10 protein-coding genes are annotated in these 13643 nt (G+C 64.5%); 4 read left to right on the forward strand and 6 right to left on the reverse strand.

Annotated elements, in window-relative coordinates:
* Positions 1-165: 165 nt before the first annotated feature.
* Both C4K38_RS19625 and C4K38_RS19630 read left to right on the forward strand, forming a co-directional pair.
* Positions 166-1824, forward strand: a complete 1659-nt coding sequence (locus C4K38_RS19625) for a nitrite/sulfite reductase (RefSeq protein ID WP_053279805.1) — start codon at positions 166-168, stop codon at positions 1822-1824.
* Positions 1808-2302 carry a DUF934 domain-containing protein gene (locus C4K38_RS19630; RefSeq protein WP_009049671.1) on the forward strand — a complete coding sequence of 165 codons (495 nt, stop codon included), beginning with the start codon at positions 1808-1810 and terminating at the stop codon, positions 2300-2302. Before C4K38_RS19625 ends, C4K38_RS19630 begins: the two co-directional genes overlap by 17 nt.
* A 153-nt stretch (positions 2303-2455) precedes the next feature.
* Here C4K38_RS19630 and sohB read toward each other — a convergent pair whose 3' ends face one another.
* Entirely contained in the window at positions 2456-3478 is a 1023-nt protein-coding gene (gene sohB / locus C4K38_RS19635) for a protease SohB (RefSeq protein ID WP_053279806.1), read from the reverse strand.
* 204 nt (positions 3479-3682) lie between these two features.
* Here sohB and C4K38_RS19640 point away from each other — a divergent pair, with 204 nt between their 5' ends.
* Complete coding sequence (locus tag C4K38_RS19640) at positions 3683-4393, forward strand: histidine phosphatase family protein (protein ID WP_053279807.1); 711 nt, start codon at positions 3683-3685, stop codon at positions 4391-4393.
* 50 nt (positions 4394-4443) lie between these two features.
* The gene (locus C4K38_RS19645) at positions 4444-4758 is read left to right on the forward strand and encodes an SCP2 sterol-binding domain-containing protein (protein ID WP_007921837.1); all 315 of its coding nucleotides are present in this window, start codon (positions 4444-4446) and stop codon (positions 4756-4758) included.
* An 80-nt stretch (positions 4759-4838) separates the two neighbouring features.
* On the opposite strand, the gene C4K38_RS19650 is transcribed toward C4K38_RS19645, so the two are convergent.
* The 5 genes from C4K38_RS19650 to C4K38_RS19670 form a co-directional block, all read right to left on the reverse strand.
* Positions 4839-6461, reverse strand: a complete 1623-nt coding sequence (locus C4K38_RS19650; protein WP_053279808.1) for an ABC transporter ATP-binding protein — start codon at positions 6459-6461, stop codon at positions 4839-4841.
* Position 6462: 1 nt separating this feature from the next.
* Positions 6463-7485, reverse strand: a complete 1023-nt coding sequence (locus C4K38_RS19655) for an ABC transporter permease (RefSeq protein WP_053279809.1) — start codon at positions 7483-7485, stop codon at positions 6463-6465.
* Positions 7485-8549 (reverse strand): microcin C ABC transporter permease YejB, encoded by a 1065-nt coding sequence (locus C4K38_RS19660; RefSeq protein WP_053279810.1) that lies wholly within the window; start codon positions 8547-8549, stop codon positions 7485-7487. Before C4K38_RS19660 ends, C4K38_RS19655 begins: the two co-directional genes overlap by 1 nt.
* On the reverse strand, positions 8536-10389 hold the full coding sequence (locus C4K38_RS19665; RefSeq protein WP_053279811.1) for an extracellular solute-binding protein: 1854 nt from the start codon (positions 10387-10389) through the stop codon (positions 8536-8538). Before C4K38_RS19665 ends, C4K38_RS19660 begins: the two co-directional genes overlap by 14 nt.
* 173 nt (positions 10390-10562) lie before the next feature.
* The gene (locus C4K38_RS19670) at positions 10563-13457 is read right to left on the reverse strand and encodes a TonB-dependent receptor (protein ID WP_081001547.1); all 2895 of its coding nucleotides are present in this window, start codon (positions 13455-13457) and stop codon (positions 10563-10565) included.
* Positions 13458-13643 lie beyond the last annotated feature (186 nt).

The following is a 13643-nucleotide window of genomic DNA, read 5'->3' on the forward strand; positions in this document are numbered from 1 at the left end:
CGTTAGTCGTTTTGGTTCTTTGCATATACTCAAACATCACTTTTGCGCATAACTGCAAACTGGTATCTTCGCCCGGCTCCGTTGGGAGTGCGCGGCCGTGCGCGCAGAATTTCTTGGGTGACATCCGCCTCTGCGTCACCTGATAAGCCTGAGAACAGGATCTATATGTACGTATACGACGAGTACGATCAGCGGATCATCGAGGACCGCGTCAAGCAGTTCCGTGATCAGACCCGGCGCTATCTGGCAGGCGAGCTGAGCGAAGAAGAATTCCGCCCTCTGCGCCTGCAGAATGGGCTCTATATCCAACGTTTTGCCCCGATGCTGCGGGTGGCGGTGCCTTATGGCCAGCTGACTTCGCGCCAAGCACGGATGATGGCCAAGATCGCTCGCGACTACGACAAGGGCTACGCCCACATCAGTACCCGGCAGAACGTGCAGTTCAACTGGCCGGCGCTGGAAGACATCCCGGACATCCTGGCCGAGCTGGCGACCGTGCAGATGCACGCCATTCAGACCAGCGGCAACTGCCTGCGCAACGTCACCACCGACCAGTTCGCCGGCGTCGCCGCGGACGAGCTGATCGACCCGCGCCCCTGGTGTGAAATCGTCCGTCAGTGGACTACCTTCCACCCTGAATTCGCCTACCTGCCGCGCAAGTTCAAGATTGCCATCAACGGTTCGACCTCGGACCGCGCGGCCATCGAAGTCCACGACATCGGCCTGGAGCCGGTGCACAACGCCGCTGGCGAGCTGGGCTTCCGGGTCCTGGTCGGTGGTGGCCTGGGCCGGACCCCGGTGGTCGGCGCCTTCATCAACGAGTTCCTGCCATGGCGGGACCTGTTGAGCTACCTCGACGCCATCCTGCGGGTCTACAACCGCTATGGCCGTCGCGACAACAAGTACAAGGCGCGGATCAAGATCCTGGTCAAGGCCCTGACCCCAGAAGTGTTCGCCGAGAAAGTCGACGCGGAAATGACCTTCCTGCGCGGCGGACAGACCACCCTGACCGACGCCGAAGTGCATCGCGTAGCCAAGCACTTCGTCGATCCGGACTACAAGGCCCTGGTCAACCAGGACGCCGAACTGGCCGAACTCGACCAGCAGCATCCGGGCTTCGCCCGCTGGCGCACGCGCAACACCCTGGCCCACAAGAAGCCGGGTTATGTCGCCGTGACCCTGTCGCTGAAACCCACTGGCGTAGCCCCGGGAGACGTCACCGACAAGCAGCTGGACGGCATCGCCGACCTGGCCGAGCGCTACAGCTTCGGCCAGCTGCGCACCTCCCACGAGCAGAACGTGATTCTCGCCGACGTCGAGCAGAGCCAACTGTTCACCCTGTGGGGCGAGCTGCGCGAGCAAGGTTTCGCCACGCCGAACATCGGCCTGCTGACCGACATCATCTGCTGCCCGGGCGGCGATTTCTGCTCCCTGGCCAACGCCAAGTCGATCCCGATCGCCGAATCCATCCAGCGCCGTTTCGACGACCTGGACTACCTGTTCGACATCGGCGAGCTGGACCTGAACATCTCCGGCTGCATGAACGCCTGCGGCCACCACCACGTGGGCCACATCGGCATCCTCGGCGTGGACAAGAAAGGCGAAGAGTTCTATCAGGTATCCCTGGGTGGCAGCGCCAGCCGCGACGCCAGCCTGGGCAAGATCCTCGGCCCGTCCTTCGCCCAGGACGACATGCCCGACGTGATCTCGAAACTGATCGACGTGTACGTGGAACAACGTACCGAGGACGAGCGCTTCATCGACACCTACCAACGTATTGGCATCGACCTCTTCAAGGAGCGCGTCTATGCAGCGAATCATTAAGAACAACGAGGTCATCGACGAAACCTGGCACCTGTTGCCCAAGGACGCGACCCTCGACGGCATTTCCAACTGCGACGACCTGATCGTGCCGCTGGCCCTGTGGCGCGAGCACGCTCACGCCCTCAAGGCCCGCGACGGCGGCCTGGGCGTGTGGCTGGACAGCGATGAAGAAGCCGAAGAGATCGGCGATGACGTGCAGCACTTCCAGGTCATCGCCCTGAACTTCCCGGCCTTCACCGACGGCCGTAACTACTCCAACGCCCGCCTGCTGCGTGACCGTTACGGTTTCAAGGGCGAGCTGCGGGCAATCGGCGACATCTTGCGCGACCAGCTGTTCTACCTGCGCCGCTGCGGGTTCGACGCCTACGCCCTGCGCGCCGACAAGGACCCGTATGAAGCCCTGGAAAGCCTCAAGGACTTCTCCGTGACCTACCAGGCCGCCACCGACGAACCGCTGCCGCTGTTCCGTCGCCGCTAAGCGCTGCGCCAACAAAAAGCCCTGGACCGGGAAACCGGTTCAGGGCTTTTTTGTACCTGCCATCTTTAACTTTAACGCGGTGCCCGCGATCGCGGGCAAGTCGGATCGCCGCCCGCTCGCTCCTACAGAAGAAACAGGTCCGCGTAGTGTCCCTTACCAGAAACGCTGTTGGGTCAGGCGGCTCCACCAGGTCAGCAGCACACGGTCGACAGAATTGCTGGCTGCCAGCCCGACCCGCTCCTGCAGGCTCTTGCGCTCGGCGTAGTGCAGGTGGAACAGCTCGGCGCTCTTGGCGCGTTCGGCCAGATACTCGTCACTGGTTTTCAGCTCGTCGACCAGCTTTTTCTCCTGCGCCGCAACACCCAGCCAGACTTCACCGGTGGCCACCTCGTCGATGACCAGCTGTGGCCGGTAACGGGAGACAAAGTTCTTGAACAGCTGATGGGTGACGTCCAGGTCTTCCTGGAATTTCTCCCGGCCCTTTTCGGTGTTTTCGCCAAACACGGTCAGGGTGCGCTTGTACTCACCGGCAGTCAGCACCTCGAAGTCGATGTCGTGCTTTTTCAGCAGGCGGTTGACGTTCGGCAACTGCGCCACCACGCCGATCGAACCGAGGATGGCAAACGGCGCGCTGATGATCTTCTCGCCGATGCACGCCATCATGTAGCCGCCGCTGGCCGCGACCTTGTCGATGCACACCGTCAACGGCACGCCGGCCTGGCGAATCCGCGCCAGTTGCGACGACGCCAGCCCGTAGCTGTGCACCATGCCGCCGGCGCTTTCCAGGCGTAGCACCACTTCGTCCTTGGGTGTGGCCAGGCTCAGCAGCGCGGTGATTTCGTGGCGCAGCCCCTCGGTGGCCGAAGCCTTGATGTCGCCGCTGAAATCCAGCACGAACACCCGCGGCTTTTCCTCGGGGTGCTTCTTGTGTTTTTTCTCGGCCTTGGCCTCGGACTTGCGCAGGGCCCTGAGCTGGTCCTTGTCGAGCAGGCTCTGCTCCAGACGCTCGCGCAGGCTTTTGTAGAAATCGTTGAGCTTGCTCACATGCAGCTGCCCGGCGCCCTTGCGCCGGCCTTTGCTGCGCAGCGAGGCAGCGGTGATCAGCACCACCAGGATGGCGATGACCAGGGTGACGGTTTTGGCCAGGAAACTGGCGTACTCGGAGAGAAACTCCACAGGGACTCCTTAAAGACGTGCATCACTGCCAACACGTGGCGGAATGGCTCCAGCATACCGGCGCAGCCAGGCGTCGACCAGTCGCGAAACCTTCTGTTACCGTGCTCTAACGGGCATTTCAAACAAGCGTATGTTTTTTCATTGACAGCTCACCGGCATCCTCATAACCTCGCAAAACTTTCAACGTACCGGGATGACGCGGACGTGGGCAGCATCTATCTGATTCGACATGGCCAGGCCTCCTTCGGTGCGGACGACTACGACGTCCTGTCGACCACGGGTGTTCGCCAGGCCGAAGTGCTCGGTCAACACCTGGTCGAACTGGGGGTGAACTTCGACCGCTGCCTGGCTGGCGACCTGCGCCGCCAGCAACACACCGCCAACTCCACCCTGCAACAGTTCAGCGCCGCGGGCCTGCCCACGCCGATCCTGGAAACCGATTCGGCGTTCAACGAATTCGATGCCGACGCGGTGATCCGCGCCTTGCTGCCCGATATGTTGTCCGAGGAGCCCAACGCCCTGGACATCCTGCGCAACGCCGCGCAGAACCGCGCCGAATTCCAGCGCATCTTCGCCCTGATCATCGACCGCTGGCTGGCCGGCACCTACGATCCACCGGGCCTGGAAAGCTGGCTGGGGTTCGTCGAACGGGTGCAGGCCGGCCTGCAGCGTATTCTGGACCAGGCCGACAACACCCAGAAAATCGCCGTGTTCACCTCCGGCGGCACCATCACCGCCCTGCTCCACCTGATTACCCGGATGCCTGCCGCCCAGGCCTTCGAACTGAATTGGCAAATCGTCAATACCTCGCTCAACCTGCTGAAGTTTCGCGGTCGCGAGGTCGCCCTGGCTTCCTTCAACAGCCATGCCCACCTGCAGCTGCTGAAGGCCCCGGAACTCATCACTTTCCGCTGAGTCCGGATCACTGTGACCCTTGCTGTAACAACCCATAAAAGGATCGAACCATGACCTCCGTAGCCGACGCCGTACAAGCCATGAAAGCCAAGTTCAACCCAGCTGCCGCTGCCGGCCTGGACCTGGTTTTCGGCTTCCGTATCGATGACACCAAGAACTTCTCGCTGATCGTCAAAGACAGCACCTGCGAGCTCAAGGAAGGCGAGAACCCGGACGCCCAGGTCACTCTGGTAATGGACGGCGAAACCCTGCAAGGCATCGTCAGCGGCGAAACCGACGGCATGCAGGCCTTCATGGGCGGCAAGCTGCGCGCCGAAGGCGACATGATGCTGGCGATGAAGCTGAGCGAACTGTTCCCGGCCTAAGTAAGCGCTTCCCCAGGGAAGCCCTTGTTTACCCACGAATCCCGCCTTCTGGCGGGATTCGTCGTTTCAGGCCCGCGCTTTCAGTCGGCGCCAAGGGGCTCGGCCAGCGGCAAGCCGGCGACGGAAGCCGCCATCACCGAGGACGCCGCCAGCAGCTCCCGGGTATAGGGATGGCGCGCCGTGGCGAACAGCTGCTCGGTCTCGCCGCGCTCCACCACTTCGCCCTCCTTCATCACGATCAGGTCATGGGCCAGCGCCCGCACCACCGCCAGGTCGTGGCTGATGAACAGGTAGGTCAGGCCATGTTCCTGCTGCAGGCGACGCAGCAGCGCCACTACCTGTTTCTGCACGGTGCGGTCGAGGGCCGAGGTCGGTTCGTCGAGCAGGATCAGTTCCGGCTTGAGCACCAGGGCCCGGGCAATGGCGATGCGCTGGCGCTGGCCGCCGGAGAACTCATGGGGGTAGCGATGGCGGCTGGCCGGGTCGAGGCCGACTTCCTGCAGCGCCTCGATCACCGCCTGCTCACGCTGCCGCGCATTCAGCTCGCTGTGCACCAGCAAGCCTTCGGCGATGATCTGCTGCACGCTGAGGCGCGGGCTGAGGCTGCCGAAGGGATCCTGAAACACCACCTGCATCTGCCGGCGCAACGGCCGCAGTTGTTTGCCGTCGAGGCTTTGCAGGTCCTGGCCCTTGAAGCGGATGCTGCCTTCGGACGCGATCAGCCGCAGGATCGCCTGGCCCAGGGTCGACTTGCCCGAGCCGGACTCCCCGACAATGCCCAGGGTCTTGCCCCGTTGCAGTTGCAGGTCGATGCCGTTCACCGCCTTCAGGTAACGCCTGGGCCGCAGCCAGCCACCGCCCAGGCGGAACCAGACCTTCAGCCCCTCCACCGCCAGCAGGGTCTCGCTGGGCCCGCGACGCAGCGCCTGGCCGCCGGGCTCGGCATTCAGCAGCTGGACGCTGTAGGGATGCCGGGGATCGGCGAACAGCTGCTCGCAGCCAGCCGTTTCGACTATCTCCCCGGCGCGCATCACCGCCACCCGCTGGGCGATGCTGCGCACCAGGTTGAGGTCATGGCTGATCAGCAGCAAGGCCATGCCCAGGCGCTGCTGCAGGTCCTTGAGCAGCAGCAGGATCTTGCGTTGCACAGTGACATCCAGGGCAGTGGTCGGCTCGTCGGCGATCAGCAGTTCCGGTTCGCAAGCCAGGGCCATGGCGATCATCACCCGCTGGCGTTGCCCGCCGGAGAGCTGATGGGGGTAGGCCTGCAAGCGCTGCTCCGGCTGCCGGATGCCTACCAGATGCAGCAGTTCCAGAATCCGTTCGCGGGCCTGGGTGCCGGCCATGCCCTTGTGCAGGCGCAGGGTCTCCCCCAGCTGCCGCTCCAGGCTATGCAGGGGGTTCAGCGAGCTCATGGGCTCCTGGAAGATCATCGCGATGCGGTTGCCGCGCAGCTGGCGCAAGCGCGCCGGGCTGGCACCCAGCAACTCTTCGCCGCGATAACGGATGCTGCCCGCGATGCGCGTGCTGCCCGGATCCAGCAGTTGCAGGAGGCTGTGGGCCGTCACCGACTTGCCGGAGCCGGACTCGCCCACCAGCGCCAGGCATTCGCCGGGACGGATCTCCAGGTCGATGCCATGCACTACTTCAGTGGCCTTGAACGCCACCCGCAGGCCACGCAGTTCAATCAGTCTTTCACTCATCTCAATGCCTCGGGTCGAAGGCGTCGCGGCAGGCTTCGCCGATAAACACCAGCAACGACAGAATCAGCGCCAGGGCGAAAAACGCCGTCAGCCCCAGCCAGGGCGCCTGCAGATTGCTTTTGCCCTGGCCGATCAACTCGCCCAGGGAAGCACTGCCGGCCGGCATGCCGAAGCCCAGGAAATCCAGGGCCGACAGAGTGGCGATGGCCCCGGTGAGAATAAACGGCAGGTACGTCAGGGTGGCGCTCATGGCATTGGGCAGGATGTGCCGCAGCATCACCTGGGTATCGCCGACGCCCAGGGCCCGCGCCGCCTTGACGTACTCCAGGCCACGGCTGCGCAGGAACTCGGCGCGCACCACGTCCACCAGGGTCAGCCAGGAAAACAGCGCCATGATCCCCAGCAGCCACCAGAAACCCGGCTCGACGAACCCCGAGAGAATGATCAGCAGGTACAGCACCGGCAGCCCCGACCAGACCTCCTGCAAGCGCTGCCCCAACAGGTCGATCCAGCCGCCGTAATAGCCCTGCAGGGCGCCGGCGGCGATGCCGATCAGCGCACTGGCGGCGGTCAGCGCCAGGGCGAACAGCAGCGACACCCGGGTGCCGAAGATCACCCGCGCCAGCACGTCCCGGGCCTGGTCGTCGGTGCCCAGCCAGTTCTGCGCCGAGGGTGGGCTGGGCGCCGGTTCCGTCAGGTCGTAGTTGACCGTGTCGAAAGCGAAAGGAATGGGCGCGAACAACAACCAGCCGCCCTGCCCCTCGATCAACTGGCGCACCGAAGCGCTGCGGTAATCCGGCTGGAACGGCAGTTCGCCGCCGAACTGCTGTTCGGTGTAACGCTTGAACACCGGGAAATACCAGTGGCCCTGGTAAGCCACCAGCAAGGGCTTGTCGTTGGCGATCAGCTCACCGCCGAGGGTCAAGGCGAACAACGCGATGAACAGCCACAACGACCACCAGCCGCGCCGGTGGGACTTGAAGCGCTGCCAGCGCCGCTGGCCTATGGGAGACAAGGTCAACATCAGGCGCTCCTTGCACTGAAGTCGATACGCGGATCGACCAGGGTGTAGCACAGGTCGCCGAGCAGTTTTATCAGCAGACCGAACAGGGTGAAGATGAACAGCGAACCGAACACCACCGGGTAATCCCGCGATACCGCGGCGTCGTAGCTCAGGCGCCCCAGGCCATCGAGGGAGAAGATCACCTCGATCAGCAGCGAGCCGCCGAAGAACACATTGACCAGGGCCTGGGGCAAGCCGGCGACCACCAGCAGCATGGCGTTGCGAAACACATGGCCGTACAGCACCTGCCGCTCACTCAGGCCCTTGGCCCGGGCGGTGACCACATACAGGCGGGAGATCTCGTTGAGAAAGCTGTTCTTGGTCAGCAGGGTCAAGGTGGCGAACCCGCCGATCACCAGGGCACTGACCGGCAGCACCAGGTGCCAGAAATAGTCGGCGACCTTGCCCCAGGCCGAGAGCTGGGCGAAGTTCTCCGACACCAGCCCGCGCACCGGAAACCAGTCGAGCAAGGTGCCGCCGCCGAACACCAGGATCAGCAACAGAGCGAACAGGAAACCCGGCATGGCATAACCGATAACGATCGCCGCGCTGCTCCAGACATCGAAGGCCGAGCCGTCATGGATGGCCTTGCGAATCCCCAGGGGGATCGACACAAGGTAAGTGATCAGCGTCGCCCACAGGCCCAGCGACAGGGTCACCGGCAGCTTCTGCGCGATCAGCTCGGTGACCTTGGCGCCCCGAAAGAAGCTGTCGCCGAAATCCAGCCGCGAATAGTTCTTGAGCATCAGCCACAAACGCTCGCAGGCGGGTTTGTCGAAGCCGTACTGGCGCTCGATATCGGCCAGCAGCTTGGGGTCCAGGCCACGGGTGGCGCGGGACTCGCCGCCCACCGATTCCACATGCCCGCCGCCCACCGCCGCGGCACCACTAATGCCTTGCAGGCGGGCAATGGCCTGCTCCACCGGACCGCCGGGGGCCGCCTGGACGATGACGAAGTTCACCAGCAGGATGCACAGCAAGGTGGGCACGATCAGCAGCAGACGCCGCGCGCTATAACCCAGCATGGACAACCTCCCTGCTGCGTTGGCGCATCTGGCTCAGGGTCAGCGCTTGCGGGCTGACCTCCCACCAGGTGTCGAGCCCGGCGTCGTACAGCGGCGCGATGGCCGGCCGGCCAAAACGGTTCCACCACACCGAGGAAATGCCCGGCGGGTAGTAGTTGGGAATCCAGTAGTAGCCCCACTGCAACACCCGGTCCAGCGCCCGGGCGTGGGCCAGCATGCTGGCGCGGCTGTCGGCCTGCACCAGGGCGCTGATCAGGCCGTCCACCGCCGGATCGCGCAGCGCCATGTAGTTGTTCGAGCCCGGGTCGTCGGCGCTCACCGAACCGAAATAGTTGAACAGCTCGCGCCCCGGCGCCAGGGACACCGGGTAGGCGGCGATGATCATGTCGTAGTCGCGGCTGCGCACGCGGTTGGTGTATTGCGCGGTGTCGACCTGGCGAATATCGAAGCCGATGCCGATCTGCGCCAGGTTGCGCTTGAACGGCAGCAGCAGGCGCTCCAGGCCTTTCTGGCCGTTGAGAAAGGTGAAATGCAAGGGCTCGCCGGCGGCATTCACCAGCTGATCGCCCCGGGGAGTCCAGCCCGCCGCCTCCAGCAGCTTCAGCGCCTGCAACTGCTGCGCTCGGATGATCCCACTGCCGTCGGTGCGTGGCGCCTGGAACACCTGGGTAAACACCTCCTCGGGGATCTGCCCGCGCCAGGGTTCGAGGATCTTCAATTCTTCAGCGTCCGGCAGCGCCACCGCCGCCAGCTCGCTGTGGGAAAAGAAGCTCTGCTGGCGCAGGTACATACTGCGCATCATCTGCCGGTTGCTCCACTCGAAGTCCCAGAGCATGGCGATCGCCTGGCGCACCCGGCGGTCCTGGAACTGCGGTTTCTGCAGGTTGAAAATGAAACCCTGGGCGCCCAGGGCCGAACCCGGCGCCAGGTGCTCGCGCACCAGGCGCCCCTGCTCCAGCGCGGCGCCGGCATAACCTATGGTGTAGCCGGTGGCGGACAGCTCACGGTTGTAGTCATAGCCGCCGGCCTTGAGGATCTGCCGCGACACATCGGTGTCGGCGAAGAACTCCACCCGCAGCCGATCGAAGTTGTAGCGCCCCCGGACCACCGGCAGGTCCTGCCCCCACCAGTCCTTGACCCGCTCGAAGTCCACGCTGCGCCCGGCGTCCACCGCGCTCACCCGGTACGGCCCGCTGCCCAGCGGCGCTTCGAAGCCGCCACCGTCGGCGAAATTGCGGCCGCGCCACCAGTGCTCGGGCAACACCGGCAACGACGCCAGGTCCAGGGGCAAGGTCCGGCTGTCGCTGTTCTTGAACACAAACCGTACCCGGGTCGACGACTCCACCTGCACCTCGGCGACATCGGCGAACTGCTGGCGGTAGACGAAACTGCCCTGGGTCATCAGCAGCTCGAAGGTGTAGCGCACGTCCTGGGCGGTGATCGGGCTGCCATCGTCGAAGCGCGCCCGGGGGTTGAGGTAAAAGCGCAGCCAGGAACGGTCCGCGGCCAGCTCCAGGCCCTCGGCCACCAGGCCGTACACGGTGTAAGGCTCATCCTTGGAGCGATAGGCCAGCGGCGCATACAGCCAGCCGTCGATATCGGCCACGCCGGTGCCTTTGTCGATATAGGGAATCAGATGGTCGAAGGGTCCGCTTTCCAGGGAGGACCGGCGCAGGCTGCCGCCCTTGGGCGCGTCCGGGTTGACGTAGTCGAAGTGCTGGAAGCCGGCGGGGTATTTCGGGGCTTCGCCGTAGACCGTCAGCGACGGTTGCACGGCGGCCAGCAGCACGGGGCTCGGCAGCAGGCAGAGCCAGAACAGCACAGCGCGTTGCAATAGCATGGAATGATGCCTCTGCGAACAGCGGCCGGGAGGGCGGCGTCCGCTCCCCAGCCTGGACTCACCGGAACACCCCGCTCCTGCCTGTCATGTGCAACTGACCGGGCATTTTTATAGAGCGGGTTTTAGAACCATTGGTTACTAAAAAGCGTCCGGACCTTTTATTGCCTCTCGACTCAGAAGTTGTAACTGAGCCGCGTGTACAAGGTCCTTCCGAACGGGTCCGAGTAGCGTGGGTCGTAGCCGCTCTGGAAGGTGTAGGTCTGGTTGCTGAACGGCGGCTCGCGGTCGAACAGGTTCTTCACCCCGAGGGTCACGCCCAGGGCCTGGCGCCAGGTGTAGGTGCCGGCCAGGTCCCAGATGTTGTAGGAGCCGACACGGTTATGGCTGTCGCGATCGGAGTCGTGGTAACCGCTGGTGTAGCGGTTGGTCAGGGTCGCGCCCAGCGGCCCCTGGTTCCAGGTCGCGGTCAGGCTATGGCGCCAGCGTGCCACCGCGCCGGCCGAGGCGAAGTCGCCGCCGCGAAAATCCCCCAGCTTGTCGATGTATTCGCCCTTGAGCTGTTGCTGGTAGTCGTAGCGGGTGACGTAGGTGCCTTGCAGCCCCAGGCCGAACTCGCCCCAGGCATTGGCCGGCAGGCGGTAGTCGAGGCTGACGTCGACCCCGCTGGTCTTGAGCTTACCCAGGTTGTCCATGCCGGTGACCACGTGATCGATGGAGCCGTCGGCCTTGCGCACCAGGCGGTCGGCGTACAGGTCGGGGTTGTCGAACGGCGCCGACTCGGGAAACTCGGCGATCTGGTTGGCGAGCTTGATCCACCAGAAATCCAGCCCGGCGTTGAGCCGGTCGAACGGCTGATAGACGAAGCCGAATGTCACGTTACGCGCGGTCTCCGGCTTCAGCTCGGTATTGCCGCCGGTGCTGCGGTTGAACTGCTGGGCGCAGTCACGATTGCCGATCCCGCCATTGGCCGGGGTACCGCCGGGGCACAGCCGCGGGTCGTTGTAGTTGGCGTTGGTGAAGGTGGTAAAGGTCGGGTTGTACAGCTCATACAGCGACGGCGCGCGGAAACCTTCGCTGTAGGCGCCGCGCAGCACCAGCTCCTTGAACGGCTGGAAACGGAACGAATACTTGGGGTTGGTGGTGCTGCCGAAGTCGCTGTATTTGTCATGCCGGATCGCCGCCGTCAGCTCCAGGCTGTCGAGCACCGGCACGTTGAGTTCGGCATATTGCGCCTGCACGCTGCGGTCGCCCGACACGCTGCCGTTGGGGTCGATGCCCAGGCTCTGCACATTGCCGGCGAACTGGGCGAAATCCTGGTGGAAGTCCTCCTTGCGGTACTCGCCGCCCAGGGCCAGGGCCGATGGGCCCGAGCCGAACCAGTCGCCGATCTCGCGGCTGACCCGCCCGTCGATGACCTTGACCCGCCCGACCGCCGTGGCGTAATCGCCGTCCACCGTATTGGCCGCCAACAGCGCGCTGCCCGCCGCGGTCTGCGGGCCGAAGGGGTTGATCACGCCATTGGCGATGCCCTGGGACACCGCCACATCGTTCACGTAGCCGCTGCGGATGGTGCTGACCACCTTGTTCTGGTTGTACGAGGCGCCGATGTTGTAATCCCAGCCGGAGACACTGCCGTCGAACGTCAGCAGCAGGCGCTGGCCAGTGTTGTCGTCTTCATGACGGCGGGCGCCGACATCGGTTTCCCGCCAGTTGGCCGCCACCGGTTGCGTCGGGTCGAGGGCAAAGCCGCTGGGCCCCGGGGTGATGCCATTGCCCGGGTAGAACGCCGTGCCCGGGTTGACCTGGTTGCCCATCAGGGTGCCGGGACCGATCTGGGTGCGGTTCTCGTTGCGCGCCCAGAAGTATTCGAGGCTAACGTTGTGATCGTCACTGAGCTTGCCGGTGGCCTTGGCGAAGGCCGAGGTCTTTTCGGTTTCCGGCACCAGGTCCAGGTAGCTCCACAGGCTCTGGCGGCAGATGCCGTTGCGCGACAGCAGCCCCGGCGCGTTGCAGCCGGAACCGGCCAGCGGGTGGGTGGCATTGGCGCCCTGGCTCCAGTTGGCCGGCGAGGCGGTGCCGGAGGTGTAGTCCAGGCCCCGGCCGGGCTGGTAGTTGTAGGTGTAGCCACGGTCCTTGGCGGCCAGGCGCTCCTGCTTGTCGTAGCTGACCACGCCGAACACGTTGAAGCGGTCTTCTTCCAGGTCGCCGATGCCCCAGCTGCCGCTGAAGTTCTTGCTCTGGCCACCACCGAAATGGGTCGGGGTGTCGTAGCTGGTGCTGACCTGGCCACGGGTCAGGCTCTTCTTGGTGATGAAGTTGATCACCCCGCCGATGGCGTCGGTGCCGTACAGCGCGGACGCGCCGTCGCGCAGCACCTCGACCCGGTCGATAGCGGCGAAGGGAATGGTGTTGAGGTCGACCCCGGAGCCGTTGATGGCGTTGGTCGCGTTGTTGCTCAGGCGCCGGCCGTTGAGCAGCACCAGGGTCTTGTTCGGGCCTATGCCGCGCAGGTCGGCATAGGCCGCCCCGCCGCTGCTGGAGCCCACCGAGCGCCCGGAACCGACCGAGGACTGGTTGGCGGAAATCCGGTTGATCAGCTCTTCGGTGGTGGTCACACCCTGCTCGCGTAGCTTCTCCACTCGCAGCACGGTGACCGGTACCGCGGTCTCGGCATCCACCCGGCGGATCGCGGTGCCGGTCACTTCCACCCGCTGCAACTGGGTGGTGGGCTCGGCGAACGCCGGGGTGCTGCTGGCGGTGCTGGTGTCCGCCGTGATGGTCACGCCCTGGGTGTCCTGCTGCTCCTTCAGGCCGCTGTCCTGCAACGCCAGGGTCAGCGCCTGGTGCTGGTCGAGCTGGCCCTGGATCGCCGGCGCATAACGGCCGCTCACCAGCTTCTGCTCGAAGGAAATCGGCAGGCCGGTCTGCCGGGAAATCTGCAGCAAGGTCTGGTCCAGCGGCCCCGCGGGCAGGTTGAACGGGGTGGTCGCGGCCCAGGCCGGCAACGCATTCAACGCCAGCAGCAAGGCCAGGCTCAAAGGGGATCTACCGGGTACGAACAGACTCATGGACAACCATCCCTGCATTAGGTTTATGCAGGGATGTGCAACGGCCGGGAGGTTTTTATAGAGGCCGATCTAGACCGTTGGGTGATGAGCTTATGCTCGTTCATCATTCCTGTAGGAGCGAAGCTTGCTCGCGATGGCGTCGTATCAGACCCACCGCTATCGCGAGCAAGCTTCGCTCCTACAGAA

Origin of the sequence: Pseudomonas chlororaphis subsp. piscium (assembly GCF_003850345.1) — a bacterium.
GTDB lineage: Bacteria > Pseudomonadota > Gammaproteobacteria > Pseudomonadales > Pseudomonadaceae > Aquipseudomonas > Aquipseudomonas piscium.